The organism is Acaryochloris marina S15, from assembly GCF_018336915.1.
GTDB lineage: Bacteria > Cyanobacteriota > Cyanobacteriia > Thermosynechococcales > Thermosynechococcaceae > Acaryochloris > Acaryochloris marina_A.
In genome coordinates this window covers 5,075,162-5,095,167 of sequence record NZ_CP064923.1, presented here as the reverse complement: position 1 = coordinate 5,095,167, position 20,006 = coordinate 5,075,162, and the positions used below count along the sequence as shown (strand labels likewise).

Genomic DNA, 20,006 nt, shown 5'->3' with positions numbered 1-20,006 from the left:
ATTATGTTTCGTCACCGTGCCCAACAATTGGCATCAGAGTTTCTGGCCCGTGCCGATGCCAAAGGATGGTTTGAAGCTCTCTATGCTGAAGCTGGGAATGATTATGCTGCTGTGCCTTGGGCTGATTTGGCCCCCAATCCAAACTTAGTCGATTGGAGCATTGCCCAGGAATTAAAGGGGGTAGGCAAAACGGCTCTGGTAGTCGGTTGTGGCTATGGAGATGATGCTGAGTTTTTGGCGGAGTTGGGGTTTGATGTTGTGGCTTTTGATGTTTCGCCAGATGCGATCGCACAGTGTAACCAACGCTTCCCCAATTCACCGGCATCCTACCAAGTTGCAGATGTGCTAAACCCTCCAGCTATTGGGTCTCAAGGACTTGACTTTGTTTTAGAATCCTATACCTTACAAGTCTTTCCCCCAGCGTTACGCTCTGTTGCCATCTCAAAAATCAGTACCTTAATAGCCCCACTGGGCCAACTCTTAGTGATTGCGAGAGGTCGTGAAGAAACAGATCCACCGGGTCAAATGCCTTATCCCCTGACTCGGAGGGAATTAGCAACATTTGAAGATTTGGGGCTGAGTAGTCAGTCCTTTGAGGATTTTCTCGATAATTAAAATCCTCCTGTCCAAAGATTTCAGGCATTGTATACAGTTGAAAGTACAGCCTAAAAAGAGTCTATATACCGACCACTTAATAGCTGTTGGACAGGGGGCATCTGGGATTATGGGCAAGTAAAATTGCCAAGAATGCTTCATTCCCAAATAGCGTGGAGTTAAAAGGTGGGATCAACGTTTTTGCTGCATAAGCCTGTCATTTACGGGAGTGCCTTAGCCAACTCGCTGTTCTTGATCGTTCTGCTACTTCACATCATTCCTGCAGTGATGGCCCCTATCTCTGCCATGGTGGCTTTCCTAGCTCGCAAAGGCAGTAAATTACACCTGCGCTCTGGACGATTTTTTGCCTGGTCGATGGCTACCATAGCGTTAACAGGTATTGCCCTTGATATTGTCCGACTCGGTTTTTTCGTGGAAGAAAACCATATGAAATATGCGGGGTATACCATGCCTGCGACTTATCCCGCTCGTTTGGGTTTCATGTTTGTGGGGGTCTGTGTTCTTTACATGCTCCGAGAGGTGACCCCACCTCGTATATTTGGTCGGCAGTCAAGGGAGCAAGCCGCTTCAGTAGTCCCTAGTTTGTTGGTCGGCACCGGACTATCCCTCACCGCCATCATCACCTTGCGACTCAATCCGTGGACAGGTGCCTTGTGGATGATCTGGACATTTATCCTGATTGTGTTCGTCATGGCACAACCCCCTTCTCCCTCGATGAATAACCGTGAGGCAGATGTGGCACGACATCGTTTTGGGATGAGCTGCTTGGCAGGATATAGTTGGTGGGGGGCTTTGCAGGGATTTGGACCCGCCATCGCCATCCTGGTTAATGGCGATGATCTCTCGACCACAGCATATGTGGGCAATCAGCCAGGTCCATTTTCGCCAGCATTTTTTCTCTTTTTCATTGCCTGGGCACCGTTCTTTGTCCTTGCCGCATATTTGATTCGCCGCTTCCAGAAACTACGTCACACAGGAGCCAAGGTGGAATCCTCATAAGAATGAGCTTTCTTGAGCTTCATGACCACCATTAGATGAGAGTCAGTCACTCCCTACACTGCCATTGCAGGCTGACTCACTTCCACTAAAAAACGGAGAGCCATCACCACATAGGGGCCACTTAGTTGGGAAGGCATTTTGTAGAACGCTTGCCAAGCCTTCGCTTTATCCTCATCATAGGAAGCCACCCGCTCAGGATGGGTATCCCACCAGGCCAGCCGCACCGCATGGCCAATAATCACATCCAAAACCACATGATCATCAAACTGCAGATCGGGATTCGCCTCCACCACATCGGCTAGCTCCAGCAACGCTTCCACATTGAGCTGTCGATATTCTGGAGCTGGAATCTTATTGAGCAGATGCTCAATCATCAGAGCAAAATTGGTTTCCCCTTCCGTCATCTCTGCCAGCAGATGCTCACTATCGAGACGGTTCCGACGATCCAACTTTTCGCCAATGATAATACCGTGGGTATGTTTCAAGAGTCGCCAGACTTTGATGTAAAACTCTCGGGGCACCCGATTGAGAGACCCTTCAACCTGGCGCTTCACCAGCCAATTTTCTGGCTCGGCAGCATCCACCTGAGAGACAGGCTGAGTCAGTCCCCAATTCACCTCACCTCCACAGCAGACAATGTGCAACGATTCTTGTTGATGCAAACTCTTATGCACCTGATCATAGGCAGATAGAACCTGGCGTAAGCGAGATTTCAAATCGTAGGGGCTCAGTTGGGTCAGCCGCTCATAGGCCTCATCGTGGGTAACCTGCTGCTCCCGAGCAATCTCACTGGTGAGGAGCAAAATCAGATAGCCAATTCTAAGGGTCAGTAAACCTTTCACCAACAGCGGTTCTGATTTAATCAACAGATCGAGATAGATCAAAATCTCCTGTGTAAGCACCCGATCGCGTTCATCTTCCCGACAAAATTCATTGATTCGGGCCACAATTGCTTGTGCGGGTATAGGCGTGTTGATTAAAGAATGCTCAGTGTAGGACCGTCCTACCAGGATCTGTTTCTGATGGGTCAGTAGATTAGTCACAGCATCGGACAAGCTAATGTCCACCATGTGTAATAGACCTGCTGCTCGCCGAACAATTGACCAATGCTCTGCTTGGGCGGCATTGAGATAGACCTCGGTCAACAGAATGCGCAATGTTACCGATTGTTCCTGCTCCCAACCCATCTCGTCATCTAGCGAACGCTGATGAATCAGGAGGTGCAGCACTTCTACCTGCTCATATAAATTCTCTGACTGTTTGAGGGTACTCAGTAATGTATCAATGTCCTGATTCCATTCCAATGTCTGTTCCTGCAGATGAGTCAGGGGATGACAGTGCTCTGTATTAAAGGATAGATAATGGGTAGGGGCCTGATCGCCATAATCCTTTGAGGGAGAAGGTGTCGTCTGTTCTAGTCCCACAACATCAATGACAGCACTACGGTTTATAAAGTCGCTTAATACTCCCACCTGAACCTGTGCCGAAATCTGTGACTCCCCTGACGACAAAGATTGCAACAGTTCAATCAATGGGGCCTGTCCCATTTTGATCATGCGATGAGTGAGTAAAAGCGTCAGCGTTGGCGGTTGGTCAGCGATCCAATAGCGCTGTAAATAAGCCAATTCACTGTGAAGTTGCGAGATCAGGAAGTGAATGTCTAACGTCAGATAAAATTCCCGGTTATCAATAAAAGAAGGCAAAAAGACAATGTTTTCCCCTGCAATCCGATAGAGATGGGAGGTCATTAAAGTCCGCATCCGTTTATGCGGTCTTCCCGAGAGCCCTAGCTTAGGATTCTGACCCAACTGATGGTAAATATCGGTCAAATCATGGGCTGGTCGAACTTGTAGCGGGGCAATCTCTTCTAAGGTTTCCGTGGTTATCCCTGCTGCAGTCAATGTTGCCTGCAAAGCTGGGTCTTCAGCTAGTAAAGCCACTTGCAGGGTTTCAGTTCCCATCTTTAGGATTTGGGGCTGATGATGACGGCCCAGAGGGTCGATATCATCCAAAGTAATCAACCCTTCATCGACGAGTTGTCCCAATAGGTATAAACTCTGCGCCCAGACTAGAGGGATATTTTGATTGGGTACTCGATCTTGACTATGGGGCTCAGCTTTTTCGGCTTCTATCCGGTCTTCCGGCACAATGTACAGCTCAGGCAGCAGTGACCAACCCTCTTGCTCTACGCCTAAATCTTGCAGTCGTGTTCTGTAGAAGGTCGCTTGAGTGGCATCCCCTTGGAACAGGCTATCTAAAAATAAATAGGTGAAAAATAGCGGCCATTCGCTTTCAATATCTTCAAACTGCTTCAGTTCCCAGGTTTCATAGTGCAGACGGATATGGTCTTCGAGAACGGTTTGATGACCATCTCGCAAAAAGCGTTTACAGCCGTATCGTCCTTGCAATTTATCGATAATTTTGGCTCGGGTGCGGTCTACGAGGGTGCGATCGCACACCGCAAACGCCGGAAACCCAATCACGCTCAAAACCGCAGCATCCACCTCTTTCGACTTAGATTCTCGGGGCAATAGGGCCGCCAACTTCATTTCTGTGCGGGCAATCTCATCCGCCATCACATGGATGACTGCACCAGGTCCACCCTGCTCACCCATAATATTCAGGCCATTCATCGCCTCCAGGGCTGCCTTAGCCATGCCCACAGAACTAGCATTAATCTCTGCAGTCCCCGTATTAATTTTGTTGCCCCGTTCCCAAATCCCATAGTCTGGCGTCCGGTAAGCGCGGGAAATGTAATAAACCAGATTTTGAACAAAATTAACTTCATCCAAACTGTAGACAATCAGAAGACCCGAAGCAGTCATCTGGGCCATCATCAACAAAAACAAAGAGGTGGCATCAATTTGTAAATGTCCCCAGGCATCATCATCTACAACGACATCACCCGTCGGGGTATCGTACTTAGCATGGAGGGCATCTAGGGGCGCTTGAGTATGTTTAAAAGTCTCCACTTTATGGGCCTGCCGCATCATCGCTCGCAACAACCCCCGCATCAGCCGGACAACACTTTTCTCTAGTAACAAGGTCCGGGCTGGATCCGACTGATCTTTGCGGTAGGCCAAGGCCAATCCCCAAACCGCCAGAATGCTATAGACGTTGTCGCGCACCCAGGCATCCGTATAGTCTCCATGAATGTTGACAGCCGTGCTCGCAGGCAACAAACCACTAACCGGATGCTGCCGCGATAAAATCATGGCATTGAGTTGTCGGTAATAATTATCCAGCCGATCAGACTGAGAAGAAGTCATATCCATGGGTGATGCAGCCTAAAAAATTGCTAATTCTAGAGGTGAATTGACAACGGTTTTTTTAGGATTCCCATTGATATGAAGTGCTACACTTTACCGAAATAAAATACTGTCTTTATACCCAAAAGATTTGCCGCTCAATCCGTGGCAAAGAGCGGGTAGCTCTATCAATTTGCAGAGACGGTTCAATAAACCAATGGTTTAGAGCAGGCTGCACCCATCAGTTGCTATTTAGAGCCAACCCCAGGCATTTGGTTCGAGCAGTCCAGGTTGATCCGCTGGCCTTTCCGCTTCAGGGGCCTGATTCGGATCTAAAATTTTGATGGCGCGATCAATATTAGGATTAGTTTCCAACTGCTTCGCAATATTTAGGATTCCTTCACCCACAATCATATTGGCCTCACCCATACTAGTTACCCTCTCTAGCCGTTGATGCATGGCGTTAAATGCGTCTCGAAGCACGCCAATGTATGGGGAGTCTGGTAGGACCTGAGTTATCTGGGCAATCTCAGCTCGGACCTGAGATGTACTTAATTTGGACTGAACCGGCATTGCTTGAGACGGACCTCTCAAAGGAACGGTTGTCCCTGAGAAGTCTTCCAGCTCAGGTAACACCAATGCCATAAGCGGCACGGAATAACAGCCAATACACATTATTTATCTGCTTGAGAGTAATGCCCTGATTTTACCAGGAGACTATCTGAATTCCTCACCAGCCTTTACCCAGGCTTGCAGAGAAAATGCAGGCCAATGCAGCGGTCTGCCTATCTTATTCCCCACCTTTATAAACCCTAAAACCTGACCTTCAAATTTCTATATCTTCCGGTAACTGGTCAGGACAATCAATGCGTAAATCTTTATCACCAAAGGGAGCATCTACAAAACCGCAGTGATGGGGATGTTGACTGTCTGGATACTGATTGGGATGGAAGAACTGACAGGTCAAGCACATCCGTGAAACAGTGATATAGCCTTCCGCTTGCAACCTACGGATAATCTTGATTAGCCCTTTGAGAAAGATCTCTTGTTCAAACTCAGTCAGGTCATCAATAGCAGAAAGCAAAAAATCAGACCACCCCATCACTTGTTCTGCTTGCTGAATGCCCTTGGCGGATAAAGTAATCGAGATGGCTCTGGCATCTTCTTTCGAGCGTTGTTTATCGACCAAGCCCTTTTTGCTTAAAACCGCTACTGCATCACTTGCAGTGGGAGAAGTAACCTCCAAGACATCAGCAACCTCCGACAGCCGAATGCCAACCGGTTGACGATCTCGCAATAGTGTCAGGATCTTGCCTTGTGTAGGCGTTAGTCCTTGCAGGTTCGCATCATGCCATGCCTGACTCTTGAGCACCATACTAATTTTCTCTAGCCCTATGCCCAACCGTTGGCGTAGGGGGGGATCTGTTGCATCATGTGAAGCCTTTGACATAGATACCTTCACCTCCTTGCAGCAATCGAACACTCTTAAATTCTAAAACGCTTGCGAGAGAACTGCGATGAGATTTCTTTGACAGAATTATCGTCCATAGTTAATATTTAGGAGTCCTAAATTTAGGAGTCCTAAATATAATGCAAGCCACTTTTCAACAATACCTTCAGCTTGATGCTCCAACCATCGATAGTCTTCTCCCGCTAGAACTGACAGACTTTTTGGCCCTACCCGCTGTAACTGAATTATTGGGAAGCTTAAATGCAGGATTGCTTCGTGAGACCTTGCCAACGGCTGGACAGGTCTTAGCCAAGCAGCTCCCTCCTTTTTACGATTGGCTCAAGCAAGAGTTAGGGGTTGATAAGGTGCCTGATAGTCCTGATCATGCAACCAAGTGGGTTGTGGCATTTCTAAATAATCAGGAAAGTCTGACACACCTCGTGGAACTTCATGGCCCTATCCCAGAGAAAGCGTTGCAACGCTCCATTCCTCGTTTGGTGTCAGCTTTTGATGGCGTGGAAGAAGATAACGTACGTCTCGAATGGCAAAAAACGGTTGCTGCACTTTGCCTAGTTCTTGCTGTTGGAGCCCATGAAACAGCCTCAGCTGCCACTTAAAGCCTATTGCAGCCCCGCATCCAGTTTGAGGGGGCGGGGATAGATAAGAGAACCAGCCGTACACGCGTAACGACTGGTTCTTTGTTTGCGGTGGCCATATTGCAATTGCCGTTGACCCATCTGATACCAAATCCGATTTATATAACTCCGATATAATTCATAATTAGAGAATGCCAAGAAAACTGTATCTCGAACCTCATTTTTCGCCTGAGGAGCTGAAGTCTCATTATCGGGCCAGCCAAGACCCAGTAGAATCGCGCCGCTGGCATCTGCTGTGGCTCGTCAGTGAGCAAACAAAGCTAACTCAAGCAGCCCAAGTGGTCGGTCTCAACTACGATTACGCCCGAGAAATTGTTAGAGAGTATAACCGCAATGGAGCTAATGGATTACGCAACCGACGCAAAGATAAACGACCTTACCAATCTCGCAGTCTCCTGACTCAAGACCAATGTGCACAATTGTCGACTCGTCTCCAAACCCCACCTGCCGACGGTGGTCTATGGAACGGGCCAAAAGTAGCACAGGTCATCGCCCAAATGACAGGAGTTGAGAAGGTTTGGCCCCAACGAGGTTGGGACTATCTCAAGCGATTGGAGCAGTCCCTTCAATGCCCACGTCCTCATCATCGTAAAGGCGACCCAGAGGCACAAGCCGCCTTTAAAAAAACTGCCTGAGTGCAAAGCAGAATTGGAGCGACGCTATCCTGATGCTCAAGTCGAAGTGTGGTCTTTTGATGAACACCGCTTAGGCCTTAAACCCATCATTCGAAAGATCTGGGCACCTGTAGGTCAGCGTCCGATTGCTGAGGTGGACCATCGCTACGAATGGGCCTATCTTTATGGATTCGTTCACCCCGCAACAGGCGACACTGAATGGTTCATTCTGCCTCGGGTGAATGGAGAATGGTTTAATCAAGCCCTGCAAAGCTTTGCTCAGCAAGTTGGAGCGGGACAGCACAAACAGATTCTTCTCGTTCTAGATGGTGCAGGATGGCATACCTGTAAAAATCTGGTGGTACCTAAAGGCATTCATCTGAAGGTTTTACCTCCCTATTCTCCAGAACTACAGCCCGCTGAACGATTGTGGCGGCTAGCGGATGAACCAATCGCCAATCGATGCTTTGAGACCCTCGATGCTCTCGAAGATGTGCTCGAGGAGCGCTGTCGAACTTTAATGACCATGCAATCAGACATTAAAGCTCTCACTTACTACCATTGGTGGCCAGTTTGACCGATGAGATATTTCAGGGGTTAATAAGTCGGATTTGGTATGATTTTGATAGTCGCTTTCTTCACCAGATATTCGGATAACTAGTTCTGCAGCTAATGGCATAATCCCTGTCGCTTTGATGGAACGTAGGATTTTTATAAAAATATCAAGGAACCGATCGGTCGTTTGGACGACTTGGAAATATCAATACCTTGGTCTTGTTATCAACAATGCAGGCGAGGGGCGTGTTGTTGCATCAGATTCACTGAGATACAGACATTATTCCTATTGGGGTTAGGTTAGAGTCGAGGTATGCTTGGGAAAATCGCTGTACTATTGCGAAGCTAAGGTAAAGGGGCAAATAATAGCAGAATAACCAAACTATCCCTTCAGAGAGAAATGTTTGACCTCCATGACACAATAGTCAACAGGTGTAATTCAGCAAGCAATAGAGGCATACTACAGTCATCTCTCTTTTAACCATTCACCCTACCGCGACTGACAGCCCGAATCGTGAGTAACCTTGAGCAGGATCAAAGACAACGTTTCAGACATCTATTCATCATTGATGATGCCGAAGGGCGTCGAACCATTTCCTTAGAAGCTGCCACCTACTCGATTGGTCGAGATGTTACCAATTCGATTGTGTTGCACTCCAAAATGGTGTCTCGCCAACATGCGATTTTGCTGCGGGTAACCGCCCCTGAAACCTCTAATTTTCTCTTCCGAATTATTGACGGTGACTTGCAAGGGAAGCGCAGTACAAACGGCTTGATAGTGAACGGTCGTCGCCTGTTCTCCCATGACCTCAAACATGGTGATGTGGTCATTTTTGGGGGTGATGTCAAAACTAAATACTTTGTCGTTTCCAATCTGTCAGATGCCGATTTCGATAAGTTCTGTGAGGCCACAGATCTATCGATGATTCTGTCTCAGTCTGTCAATCCTTTCCAAACTTTGGTCCCGGATGACGCTGACTTACAGAACATGAGCGAAGCCTCTTTAGTGCGGATGGCCTCTTTCCCCGAGTTAACGCCTAGTCCCATTCTAGAAATGGACTTGCAGGGGACGGTCACCTATCTCAATCCTGCTGCGGTCATGCAGTTTCCTGATATTTCTAAAGAAGGGGTCGCACACCCCATGTTGCAGGGACTGTTGAAGATGTTGCAAACGGAGCATTCTTCCAGAAGTAACTTCTTTGTCCGGGAAGTGGAAATGGATCAAAATATTTATGAACAATCCATCCACTACATTGTCGAAAGCGACCTTGTCCGCAGTTACGTCACTGATATCACTGAGCGTAAGCGGGCAGAGGAGAAACTTCGACATACGGCTCAGCGAGAATCCATTATCAATCGCATTGTCCAAGCGATGCGGGGGACGATGGTCACCGCTGAAGTATTGCAAATTACTGTGGGCCTGTTGACGGAGGCACTGGGAGCTAGCCACTGTCTGATTGTTCAGATGAATTCAGATGGCGAATTAGCGGATCATTATGTGAGTGATACTGCTATTGGGCATCAGGAGCTCATTCAAGCCAATGAGCTGTTTTTGCGACATTCCCAAGAGACCTTAGCTCAAGGACAACAGGTTGTTTTCGCAGATACCAATGACCTCGATCTAGAACTGATTGCTATTTGTGAGCAATGCAATATTCAGACCCTGCTCATTTCTCCTCTGCAATACTTACAAAACTATTTAGGTAGTATTAGTCTTTACCATTGCCAGGAGGCCGCTGAGGATGGTCTTCCTCTAGATACTCGAACGTGGAATGCCGATGAACGAGGATTGGTGAAAACGATTGCGGATCAATGTGCGATCGCAATTCATCAAGCCCAACTCCACCAACATGTCCAAGATCTGAACACCAATCTGGCCCATCAAGTCGAAGAGCGCACCGCTCAACTCCAGCAGAAAATGCGAGAGTTAGAACGCTTAAACAGCCTCAAAGACGATTTCTTGAGTACCGTTTCCCATGAATTGCGGACGCCTATGTCCAATATCAAAATGGCGATTCACATGCTCAGCCAGTTCCCCCTCGAGCCTCGGCAGCGCCGCTACATCAAAATTCTGGATGCCGAATGTAGTCGAGAAACAGAACTCATCAACGACTTACTAGATCTACAGCGCCTCGAAGCAGGTGGCAATCAATATAAGTCCGAACCGATCAAAATTCAGGTGTGGCTGCCCCGTGCCCTAGAACCTTTTCAATCACGGATTAAAGATCGGGAACTCAACCTGCGGATAAACTGCGACCAAAGCATCCCCACCTTCCATTCCGATCGCATCAGCCTGGATCGAATTTTGGCAGAGCTATTAAATAATGCCTGCAAATACACTCCACAAAGCGGTGAAGTGTCCCTTACCCTGCAGTATCTGGAATTCCCTAAGCCGATGTTGCGTCTGCAGGTGACCAATGAAGCTGAAATTCCGGAGCAGGAGCTACCGCGGATTTTCGATAAGTTTTATCGAGTCCCCAACGCTGACCCCTGGAAACAAGGGGGAACAGGCTTAGGACTAGCCCTCGTCCAAAAGCTGATTGAACAGCTCGAAGGTGAAATTTCTGTGTCTAGTCGTCAGGGAACCACCACCTTTATCGTCAAGTTACCCTACAAATCGTCTCTCCCCCCCGCTACCGGTGCCAATTAGGTATCTTCAAAATAGATGTCTCTTGGTGTTTCCTGAATGCCCTCGACTGCTGATTTACTAGCAACCCTACCCGCGCCATTTTTGGCCAATTTGCAACAGGCCGATCGTCGCTGGAGTCAACTGCGCCAAGGTCCTCCTGCCCAGGTTCCCACTGTCGTCCAAGAAAGTCCTGACCGTCTAGGCGCTGTGGACTGGGATGTCGTGATTTGTGGCGGCACCTTAGGCGTCATGATTGGCACCACCCTGGCTTTACGAGGTTGGCGAGTCTTAATTCTAGAGCGAGGCATTCTCAAGGGACGCGAACAGGAATGGAATATTTCCAGAGCTGAGCTGTCGGTTTTAGTGGAGCTAGAGCTGCTGACCGAAGCGCAACTGGAAGTCGCTATCGCCAGTGAATTTAATCCCAATCGTATTCAGTTTATGGGGGGACCTGCTGTTTGGGTTCAAGATGTCCTCAACGTTGGGATTGACCCCGTCTTTTTATTGGACACACTGAAAGCCCGATTTCTAGAAGCTGGAGGTCATCTACAAGAACAGACTGCCTTCTCCCATGTTGTGGTTCACCCCGATGGGGTTGCGATTCAAACAGACACGACCCTAACGGCCCGACTGATGCTGGACGTGATGGGGCATTTCTCTCCCGTTGCAGCTCAGGCTCGTCAAGGGCAAACCCCTGCCGGTGTCTGCTTGGTGGTCGGCACTTGTGCGGAAGGATTACCGGCCCGAGAAACCGGGGATTTGTTGGTATCTTTCACCCCTATTGAAGATCGGTGTCAGTATTTTTGGGAAGCCTTTCCAGCCCGAGATGGCCGCACGACCTATATGTTTACCTATGCCGATCTCCATCCCCAGCGCCCCAGTTTAGAGCATGTGTTTCACCATTACCTGGAACGGCTTCCCGAGTACCAAGATACTGATCTGGCAGAAGTCAAAATCCTGCGGGCCTTATTTGGCATGTTTCCCAGCTATGAACAAAGTCCGCTCCAGTACCCGTGGGACCGAATTATGCCAATGGGGGACAGTAGCGGTAGTCAATCGCCCCTCAGCTTTGGTGGATTTGGAGCCATGATTCGGCATCTGCGTCGTCTCGATGCAGGCATCCATGAAGCCCTCAGTGCCGATGCTCTAGAGACAAAGGATCTCAACCTATTGCAACCCTATCAGCCGAACCTATCTGTAACCTGGCTGTTTCAGCAATCCATGCGGGCTCCCGCCGATCGCGATCTGAATCCCCACCAAATCAATCAGCTTCTCAAGGTCGTTTTCCAGGAAATGGAGAAACTCGGAGACCCTGTCCTCAAGCCTTTTCTCCAAGATATTGTCCAGTTCCCTGCTTTATCCCAAACTTTGTTACAAATCTCACTGCGTCATCCGCAACTGACCCCTAAAATTTTGGGGCATGTGGGTTTAGGAGCTTTATTCAAGTGGATGCCCCATTACATGAGCTTGGGACTATATAACGAGCTGCATCGCCTGATCCCTGCCTTGAAGCAGTGGAGTCAAACCCTCAGTCCGAAACAACAATACTATTGGCAACGTCGATTTGATGGATGGACCTATGGGACTGGGCACGATTATGAGTAAGTTTACCTTGACAAAAAAACAAGATCAATTTGCCTATACCGCATCCGTGAAAAAATGTTAAATTCGAGTAAAGATATGTTACTAATTCCTAGTCAGTCCTGCTCATGACAGGTGTGCCACCCTTTACCCTTCCTAGATCAACATTAGATGCCACACAAACTGTAGTGCAAGATGACTGGCCTGGATCTCCAATAGCTTCACAACTCACCATCTTTTGTGATCTGGATGGTCCTCTGATTGATGTCTCTCAACGGTATTACAGAACCTATCAGCTTGCCCTCGCAGAGACCCAAGCGTATATTCAGGCCCAAGGAGAAGCTTTATCACTTATACCCCTGAGTCTTGATCAGTTTTGGAGCATGAAGCAATCGAAGCGACCGGATATCGAGATTGCCCACTTGTCTGGGCTCTCCGATAACTATATCGATTTCTTTATGCAGCAGGTTCAAGCTATCGTGAATCAGCCTTTGTTGCTGCACGAGGACCGCTTGCAGCCTGGTGTTCATGAAGCTCTAGAGCAGCTTCTGAATCAAGGTGCACAACTGGCTGTCGTCACTCTCCGCTGTCAATCTCAAGTCGACCAAGTATTGCATCAGCACCATTTAACACGCTACTTCCGGTTGATTCGAGGGACTGATGATGCTAAGGCTGCCTACAAGAACTATGCCGTCTGCAAACAAGCTTTAATCCAAGATGCAATTAATGCCATGGGACTCACCAATCACCAACAAATCTGGATGATTGGCGATACGGAAGCAGATGTGTTGGCAGCCCAAGCCATGAAGATTAAAACGGTTGCGTTGACCTGTGGGATGCGTAACTATGCCTTCCTAAGCAGTCTGAGACCGACTAGCATCCAGAGTAATTTGCCGACTGCAACTCAATTGATTTGTAATCTGGCAGTAGCATCTCAATCTTAGCTACAGCTACTGTATCCACAGACAACACAGGCACCTCCAGAACACCCATTTACTTGATGGAGTTCTGCTCCACACTCAGGGCAAATAGAAGCCTCATGATCATGGTCGGCAATTGTGGTCCACGTGTCTGTGGGCATTAAGGTAACCACTTGGGTGCCATTGCTACTGCCGTTACCATTATTGGCAAGGGTTTGTACAGCTTCTTCTTGCCTGTCTGTGGGCTGTGTAGGTGCTAAGCTTTCGGGAGCTTCCTGCAATACCTTACCGATTAAATCTGCTAATCCTAGGATGCGATTGGGACCTAATCCTTCTGAATCTGCTCCTCGAATGCCGCGAATCTGGCGAGCAATGTCAGGAATAGGGATTTGGTTTGCAAGTAATAGGTTGATCAAACGTACAATCGCTTCGCAAAGCGACTGCACCTCGGTCCCTGACTTGCCCACAGTGACCCACATCGATTGTAATCCGCTATCCCCATAGGTCAGGTATAGCTCCACCTGCCCCCAGGTCATCGTAGATATTTGCCGTGTGAGTGCATGGGAATAGGTTCCTGGCTGAGCCAACGGCAGAGGATTAACGGATGTAGCCGTTGGAGGGGTATCCACAGCAATAGTCACCGCTTCTTCAATGGCAGTTTCTGCAAGGGCTGAATCTTCATTTACCAGTTCAGACTGGCTATCTTCCCCACCTAGATTGGTCACGGGATCCATAAAAGCACTGGGAAATTCAGCAATTAGCTGTTGTAATTGAGGGGCCAATGCGGGGTCAACATCAGGAGTTTTAGCTGCAATGTCAGCCATTCCTGTAGCAGACTGCACCTGTTCAAAGGCATCTGGAAAGCTATCCATTAAGCCTAATAAATCATCTGTTTGAGTCATACTTTTTCCTTCGTCTGCGCCTTGCTGGTCTAGATTATGGGGACTAGGAGTCTTTCTCGCTATTGCCGACCTTAATGGGTTCAGAATCTAAGGTGCCGGACCGATAGATGGTGACACCTTTTAGCCCTGCTTTTGCTGCTAACCGATAGATCTGCTTAATTTCATCTACCGTGGCATGGGCTGGGAGATTGATTGTCTTAGAAATTGAAGAATCAATCCAGCTTTGCCATTTGGACTGAACTAGGATGTGCCAGCCCGGTGGAATTTCCCGGGCAATCTTGAAGCTAAGGGCAATCTCTGGATGCTGTTTACCATAGTCGGTATCGTTAAGGGATCCTGTTTGTTTGACAATTTCAGCATCTGCTTCCGGTAGGTCCAATTCATCTAAATAAGGATTGAGAATTTGTACCCAATTTTGTTTGCTCTGAGAGGCATCAACAAACACTTGCTTCCATAGGGTCAATCCAAAGTCAGGTTCAAATGCCCAGGAACAGGCTGCCAATTGAGCAATACTTCCCGTTGGTGCGATCGATAGCACCGTAGAATTTCGGCGAGGCACCTGGGTCAAATCTTGGCGATTGCTATTGTGGGCTTCTGTGCCGTTATGGTAGTTACCTTCACTATCCACCCACCGCTCGAAAGGATTACCCGTTGGGATGTCTTTAATTTGATCCCAGACACCACAAGCTCCTTTTTCGGCTGCGATTGCTTCCGAGGCTCGATAGGCATGATCCGCAATCAAACTGCCCCAGCGATCAATTTCTGCGAGGTGCTGGGCTGAATCATAGGGGATCCGAGCTAATTTCAAGTAATCGGCCCACCCCATAATGCCTAAGCCCAACTGGCGAAAGACATCACGGACATTATGCTTTTGATCTGGGGTCGCAAATTCAGATACATCCAGAACGTTGTCGAGGAAGCGAATCGCGATTCTAACCGTTTCGGCTAAGTCATCCCAATTAATTTCAACCTTGCCCTCCTGATTGCGACTGACAAATTTTGTTAGAACCAGGGAGCCAAGGTTACAGGCAGAGTTGGGCGGCAGGAAGATCTCTCCGCATGGATTCGTGCAAGTGACAAAGTCGCGAATAGGACTGCGACGCTTGGCATTGTCGATGAGCAGTAAGCCAGGGTCTGCCGTTGCATGGGCATTTTCGGCCATGGTCTGCCAGAGCTTGTTGGCTTCTTCATCGCCTTGATCGAGCTTGGCAAAGAACTCATCGTCAAGCTGGACAGAAATATTGGCGTTATGCCATCTGCGATCGCGTTTCCCTTCTGGATTTAAATGGGTTTCTACCCAAGCCGTGCCGACCTCATTATGCAAGGCTTTGAGCTTCTCTTGATTTTTTTGAGAGAGTCCATCCTGTTGAGCAATTTGGGCTAATTGCTCAATCATTGACTTGGCAAAATTGGCATCAATGGTCGACTGGGTTTTAGCTTGAATGAATTCCCAAATATCAGGGTGTTTCCAGTTCATGGAAAATAGAAATGCACCCCTACGAGCCTTATTGCCTGTCGTAATTTTTTTGGAATTCTCTGACACCATATCTAAGACAGCGCAAGGACCCAGTGCTTTCCCATCTTGGAAGGGTGCGCCTTTGTGTCGAATGTATCCCTTTGTCCCTTCTACACCGATATTGATTCCGACCCCACCTCTGAATTTGGTGGTTAACACTGCATCTGAGACCAATTTGGTGATGTCGTGAATATGATCTTCGGTAGAGAGGACAAAGCAATTCAACAATCCGCGAGTGCCATGGTTACTGTTGGCCAAGATAGACCCACCGGGCACAAACTTCATGGGTTGCAAAATCGACAGGAATTTCTCTTGCCAATAGCGTTGCTGCTCAGGGGTAGATTCCGCGCTGGCAACATAGGCTGCTACTCGGTGAACTACATCTTCCCAAGACACTTCGTCTTCGATTAGGTATTTCTGTAAAACCGCTTTTTGGGATTCACTGAGTTCAGTTGTTGAAAATTGAGTGGCAACCATAGCAGATCTAGCGTTGAGGTCAGTAGGACGGAATGAATTCGCACTATATAGAATTTAGTTTTCCAAGTATTGCATGGCTATCCAGCTTATCCAGGGTAGCTAGCTAGCCGTGTTCAAAATAATCTTCTATAAGCACTATATGTGTGGTCATTGACCATAGATAAACACTATATATGCTTATTTGCTCTTCTGACACTTCAGTGCAAACATTTTTAGCTAAGGCCATTCAGTTGTCAAAAATAAGGCTGTAAAGCCCGCCTAGCTTACACTATTGATCAATGGCCTGAGTGCCTAATCCTGGTGGACAAGATCATTTCTTAATTGTTTTTTTAGTTGAGCAACATAATGCTCGATAACAATCCTTGGTTGATTGGGGTTGCCGGTCAAGACGTTTGGGTTTAATGCCGGTTTGCGATCGCAAGTCGATGCTGCCAACCCTCCGCAAAGTGTCTGATCCCAACAGAAAGACAGCTTAATTGTTACAATGCTTTACAAGAGGCAGTATCTTACCCTGGCCAATGCCATGACCAGTCGATACGTCTAAGCAATATCGTCCTAGATCTTCGCACCCATGACCTTGGCTGACCCGACATCCCAGCAGTCCCCATCTCTGCCCGCTGCCCCATCGACGGCAGATTTTCCTGGGGTAGCCGTGGCCACTGAAACCCCCTCGAACCTCACCTCTGCCATAGAATTTGAGGCTTACGATCCAGCTAAGATTCAGCAAAAATTCCAAGGTCAGATTTTTCGAGTTCTCCAGCGATGGATTACCATCCTATGGCCTTTTCTCTTGCTTTTTGTCCGGCGTTGGTGGGATAAGCGAACACCGACTTCTCCGAAACGGCAAAAACGACGGGCTGTGCAGTTGAGGGAAACGCTAACAGCCTTAGGTCCAGCCTTTATCAAAATTGGCCAAGCCTTATCGACACGCCCTGATATTCTGACTGGACCATTTTTAGAAGAATTATCCAAACTTCAGGACCAGCTGCCGGCTTTTTCAAACGATATTGCCTATCGATTTATCGAAGAAGAACTCGGTCGTCCGCCCCAAGACCTGTATGCCCAATTAACCCCAGACCCCATTGCGGCTGCCTCCCTGGGGCAAGTCTACAAGGGGCAATTGCACTCTGGAGAATGGGTGGCAGTTAAAGTCCAGCGCCCTGATCTAGCGGAGCAGGTGACCCTCGACATCTATATCTTGAGGGGCTTAGCCGCCTGGGTGCAAAAGAATAATAAATCCATCCGCAGCGACTTAGTCGGCATTCTTGATGAATTTGCGGGACGCCTCTTCGAAGAAGTTGACTATACCCAGGAAGGTCGCAATGCTGAGCGATTTGCCCATCTGTATGAGTATCTTCCTGAGATCTATATCCCCAAAATTTATTGGGAATATACCAATCGTCGGGTCCTAACCATGGAGTGGATCACGGGGACAAAGCTCAATCAACCTGAGAAGATTCAGGCCCAGGGCATTGATGCTCGTCACCTGATCGATGTCGGCGTCAACTGCTCCTTGCGCCAGCTTCTAGAGCATGGCTTTTTCCATGCTGATCCTCATCCGGGTAACTTGCTGGCCACGCCTGATGGCAAGTTGGCCTATCTCGATTTCGGCATGATGAGCGAAATCAAGCTTGAGCAACGTTATGGCCTTATTAACGCCATCGTCCACATCATTAATCGTGAATTTGAAGCCCTAGCCCATGACTATGTGCACCTAGGCTTCCTAACTCCAGAAACGAATTTAGAGCCTATTATTCCGGCTTTGGGAGTGGTCTTTAACAACGCCCTAGGGGCTAGCGTTGCAGAACTCAATATTCAGAGCATTTTTGATCAGCTGTCTGAAATTATGTACGAGTACCCGTTTCGGGTGCCTTCCTACTACGCCCTGATTGTGCGCTCCTTACTCACCATGGAAGGGATTGCTATTGGGGTTGATAAAGAATTTAAGGTCTTGAGCGCAGCCTATCCCTACGTTGCCAAGCGTATTCTGACGGATCCCGCTCCTGAACTCCGGGAAAGTTTGAAAGACTTACTGTTTAAGGAAAACAGTTTTCGTTGGAACCGCCTCGAAAACTTGATGAAAAATGCCCGTAGCAACTTTGATTATGATCTCAGTGGCTCTCTGGACCAAGCACTCGATTACCTGTTCTCGGAACGGGGGGAACTGATCCGCGATCGGATGGCTCAAGAACTCGTCAATGGTATCGATGCCTTTGGACAGACCACTTGGCATGGGTTGACGGCTAAATTCCGAGAGCAAATGGGATGGGAGGTCGATGAAGCATCGGTGGCGGACTTAGAAGCTAATTTTGGTCATATCCAACGTATTTTTGGACTATTGCAAGAGACGCCTGGTTTTGACCCTGTCAAGCTCGCCAGCGTGGTTCCTCCTTTGTTGATTAAGCCTGAAACCCAAGCCCTAGGCCAACAAATTGCTACAGGTCTTCTACAAAAAGCACTGGCCAGGATTATTCGAGAATTTCTATTGCCTGAATCGAGTGACTCTGCCAATGGAGCCAGGTCTATGCCACCCGCGCCCCTTTCTCCCTTAGCTAAGGCAAGTTAGGCTCTTCGGTGATTAATTTAATTTGGGGCAATAATAGCGGCAGACAGCCCCTTGGATCGGAGTCGTTTCGCTAACCGCTTTGCTGCTTCTATGGACTCTAGGGCCCCTGCTTGCACCTGCTGACCCCCTGTACCATTTGTCAGGAAAGCAGTGGGTACTAGTTTTTGGGTTTTCTGGAGAGAGGCTGCATTGTTATAAGGAATCACCACATAAAACAAGCCTGTCTCTGATGTCTGATTCTTCAAAATGGGAGCAGGCTCCTGGGATAGTGTCGCTGATGGTTTTGGAGTTTCGCTAGTCGGTTTTGGAGGCTTAGGGGTTGGGCTGGCGGCAGGAGATGCTGGAGAGGGGGATGCACTAGGCTTAGGCTCAAGGCGACTCAAGCTCTCCAAGTTGACATCAGAAAACTCCTTTTTAGATAAGTCGGGCCCTGGTGGTGACGTGGTCGCAGTAGTCGACTCTCTGGGCTTAACGGTTGGAGGACTGGACGCTTGAGATGGACTGGAATCTGGAACTTGTGCAGATGGCCGAGGCTGTTTGGGTGGCCATAGTTTATTGCGTAAGCCCGTGACATTGAGAAACAGCACCACGATAAATGCTCCCACAATGCTACCCCCCAGGAGGAACATAATTTTTTTGGGGGTAAAAGGATTGTTATTGGTTTCTGGTGGCGTCTCAGGTTCAGCAACAGCATCTTCAAGATGCTGACGTAAGGCTGTGGAAGAATCGAGATAGTCTTCAATAGCTGGGTCTAGTTTAGAAACATGAGGATCATTCTCGGCTGTCTCAGAGGGCAACGGTGCTCCAGCAACGTCAGCAGAACGCTTAAATCTGGGTGAAGGTTCTAATACTGCTTCTTGTTGTTCCAGGTTTGTCTCACTGTTCTCTGAATCAACAGCGGATTCGGTTTCAACCTGGAATAGTGCGAGTTCAGATGGGGTGAGATCCTCTGCAACATCTTCTAGCTCTAATGCAGCAGGGATAGCGTCTTGTGATGCATTGTCAGCCAGGGGTTCCTCGGCGGCTCTCGCCTCTGACTGTGACGTCTCAGGTAGCATCTGTGGTTTACTGGCCTCTTCCTCTATATTGTGAGGCAACTCCGCCAGAGTCTGATGCTGGCGAAACAGAGACATTTCAGATTCAACAGTCATATCCAACGTCCCCAGAGCTGCTTTCAACAGAGGGTGGGGACCATTTGAACTAGTGGAGTGAGTCATAGCTAGAGGTCTTAAGAAGGAGCATATGCCCCAATACAGCCACAAGAACTATAGCTGTTTT

General features: G+C 48.2%; 15 protein-coding genes. 9 read left to right on the top strand and 6 right to left on the bottom strand.

The genetic code is table 11. The features are described from left to right. Window positions 1-3 precede the first annotated feature (3 nt). A complete protein-coding gene (locus tag I1H34_RS23250; RefSeq protein WP_212663269.1) occupies window positions 4-615 on the top strand; it encodes a class I SAM-dependent methyltransferase in 612 nt (203 codons plus the stop codon). 165 nt (window positions 616-780) lie between these two features. Continuing rightward, window positions 781-1,614 (top strand): hypothetical protein, encoded by an 834-nt coding sequence (locus tag I1H34_RS23245; protein ID WP_212663268.1) that lies wholly within the window; start codon window positions 781-783, stop codon window positions 1,612-1,614. A gap of 53 nt (window positions 1,615-1,667) precedes the next feature. Here I1H34_RS23245 and I1H34_RS23240 read toward each other — a convergent pair whose 3' ends face one another. The 3 genes from I1H34_RS23240 to I1H34_RS23230 form a co-directional block, all read right to left on the bottom strand. After that, window positions 1,668-4,889 carry a glycoside hydrolase family 15 protein gene (locus tag I1H34_RS23240; protein WP_212663267.1) on the bottom strand — a complete coding sequence of 1,074 codons (3,222 nt, stop codon included), beginning with the start codon at window positions 4,887-4,889 and terminating at the stop codon, window positions 1,668-1,670. 225 nt (window positions 4,890-5,114) lie between these two features. Beyond that, window positions 5,115-5,507, bottom strand: a complete 393-nt coding sequence (locus tag I1H34_RS23235) for a hypothetical protein (protein ID WP_249369541.1) — start codon at window positions 5,505-5,507, stop codon at window positions 5,115-5,117. Between the two features lie 181 nt (window positions 5,508-5,688). Continuing rightward, complete coding sequence (locus tag I1H34_RS23230; protein ID WP_212663265.1) at window positions 5,689-6,312, bottom strand: MarR family winged helix-turn-helix transcriptional regulator; 624 nt, start codon at window positions 6,310-6,312, stop codon at window positions 5,689-5,691. Between the two features lie 140 nt (window positions 6,313-6,452). Between I1H34_RS23230 and I1H34_RS23225 the strand changes: the two genes are divergently transcribed. The 6 genes from I1H34_RS23225 (at window position 6,453) to I1H34_RS23200 (ending at window position 13,291) form a co-directional block, all read left to right on the top strand. After that, complete coding sequence (locus tag I1H34_RS23225; RefSeq protein WP_212663264.1) at window positions 6,453-6,929, top strand: hypothetical protein; 477 nt, start codon at window positions 6,453-6,455, stop codon at window positions 6,927-6,929. A 170-nt stretch (window positions 6,930-7,099) separates the two neighbouring features. Further along, window positions 7,100-7,603, top strand: a complete 504-nt coding sequence (locus tag I1H34_RS23220) for a helix-turn-helix domain-containing protein (RefSeq protein ID WP_249369539.1) — start codon at window positions 7,100-7,102, stop codon at window positions 7,601-7,603. 13 nt (window positions 7,604-7,616) lie between these two features. Continuing rightward, complete coding sequence (locus I1H34_RS23215; protein ID WP_212663263.1) at window positions 7,617-8,159, top strand: IS630 family transposase; 543 nt, start codon at window positions 7,617-7,619, stop codon at window positions 8,157-8,159. 492 nt (window positions 8,160-8,651) lie between these two features. Further along, on the top strand, window positions 8,652-10,787 hold the full coding sequence (locus I1H34_RS23210; protein ID WP_212663262.1) for an ATP-binding protein: 2,136 nt from the start codon (window positions 8,652-8,654) through the stop codon (window positions 10,785-10,787). 36 nt (window positions 10,788-10,823) lie between these two features. Continuing rightward, complete coding sequence (locus tag I1H34_RS23205) at window positions 10,824-12,371, top strand: FAD-dependent monooxygenase family protein (protein ID WP_212663261.1); 1,548 nt, start codon at window positions 10,824-10,826, stop codon at window positions 12,369-12,371. Between the two features lie 104 nt (window positions 12,372-12,475). Continuing rightward, window positions 12,476-13,291: an HAD family hydrolase gene (locus I1H34_RS23200; RefSeq protein WP_212663260.1), complete on the top strand. Its 816-nt coding sequence runs from the start codon at window positions 12,476-12,478 to the stop codon at window positions 13,289-13,291. Here the strand turns inward: I1H34_RS23200 and I1H34_RS23195 are convergent. Both I1H34_RS23195 and I1H34_RS23190 read right to left on the bottom strand, forming a co-directional pair. Further along, window positions 13,288-14,169: a TSCPD domain-containing protein gene (locus I1H34_RS23195; protein ID WP_212663259.1), complete on the bottom strand. Its 882-nt coding sequence runs from the start codon at window positions 14,167-14,169 to the stop codon at window positions 13,288-13,290. The genes I1H34_RS23200 and I1H34_RS23195 overlap by 4 nt on opposite strands. Before the next feature lie 43 nt (window positions 14,170-14,212). After that, a complete protein-coding gene (locus I1H34_RS23190; RefSeq protein ID WP_212663258.1) occupies window positions 14,213-16,162 on the bottom strand; it encodes an adenosylcobalamin-dependent ribonucleoside-diphosphate reductase in 1,950 nt (649 codons plus the stop codon). 571 nt (window positions 16,163-16,733) lie between these two features. On the opposite strand from I1H34_RS23190, the gene I1H34_RS23185 reads away from it, so the two are divergent. Beyond that, a complete protein-coding gene (locus I1H34_RS23185) occupies window positions 16,734-18,728 on the top strand; it encodes an ABC1 kinase family protein (protein ID WP_212663257.1) in 1,995 nt (664 codons plus the stop codon). 17 nt (window positions 18,729-18,745) lie between these two features. Here I1H34_RS23185 and I1H34_RS23180 read toward each other — a convergent pair whose 3' ends face one another. Beyond that, entirely contained in the window at window positions 18,746-19,879 is a 1,134-nt protein-coding gene (locus I1H34_RS23180; protein ID WP_212663256.1) for an SPOR domain-containing protein, read from the bottom strand. Window positions 19,880-20,006 lie beyond the last annotated feature (127 nt).

What these genes read in the sequence shown, in the direction of transcription:
- I1H34_RS23225 (WP_212663264.1), top strand. Translation starts at nt 6,453, where the DNA reads ATGCAAGCCACTTTTCAACAATACCTTCAGCTTGATGCTCCAACCATC.
- I1H34_RS23235 (WP_249369541.1), bottom strand. Translation starts at nt 5,507, where the DNA reads ATGGCATTGGTGTTACCTGAGCTGGAAGACTTCTCAGGGACAACCGTT.
- I1H34_RS23205 (WP_212663261.1), top strand. Translation starts at nt 10,824, where the DNA reads ATGCCCTCGACTGCTGATTTACTAGCAACCCTACCCGCGCCATTTTTG.
- I1H34_RS23240 (WP_212663267.1), bottom strand. Translation starts at nt 4,889, where the DNA reads ATGGATATGACTTCTTCTCAGTCTGATCGGCTGGATAATTATTACCGA.
- I1H34_RS23185 (WP_212663257.1), top strand. Translation starts at nt 16,734, where the DNA reads ATGACCTTGGCTGACCCGACATCCCAGCAGTCCCCATCTCTGCCCGCT.
- I1H34_RS23180 (WP_212663256.1), bottom strand. Translation starts at nt 19,879, where the DNA reads ATGACTGTTGAATCTGAAATGTCTCTGTTTCGCCAGCATCAGACTCTG.
- I1H34_RS23195 (WP_212663259.1), bottom strand. Translation starts at nt 14,169, where the DNA reads ATGACTCAAACAGATGATTTATTAGGCTTAATGGATAGCTTTCCAGAT.
- I1H34_RS23190 (WP_212663258.1), bottom strand. Translation starts at nt 16,162, where the DNA reads ATGGTTGCCACTCAATTTTCAACAACTGAACTCAGTGAATCCCAAAAA.
- I1H34_RS23230 (WP_212663265.1), bottom strand. Translation starts at nt 6,312, where the DNA reads ATGTCAAAGGCTTCACATGATGCAACAGATCCCCCCCTACGCCAACGG.
- I1H34_RS23200 (WP_212663260.1), top strand. Translation starts at nt 12,476, where the DNA reads ATGACAGGTGTGCCACCCTTTACCCTTCCTAGATCAACATTAGATGCC.
- I1H34_RS23220 (WP_249369539.1), top strand. Translation starts at nt 7,100, where the DNA reads ATGCCAAGAAAACTGTATCTCGAACCTCATTTTTCGCCTGAGGAGCTG.
- I1H34_RS23250 (WP_212663269.1), top strand. Translation starts at nt 4, where the DNA reads ATGTTTCGTCACCGTGCCCAACAATTGGCATCAGAGTTTCTGGCCCGT.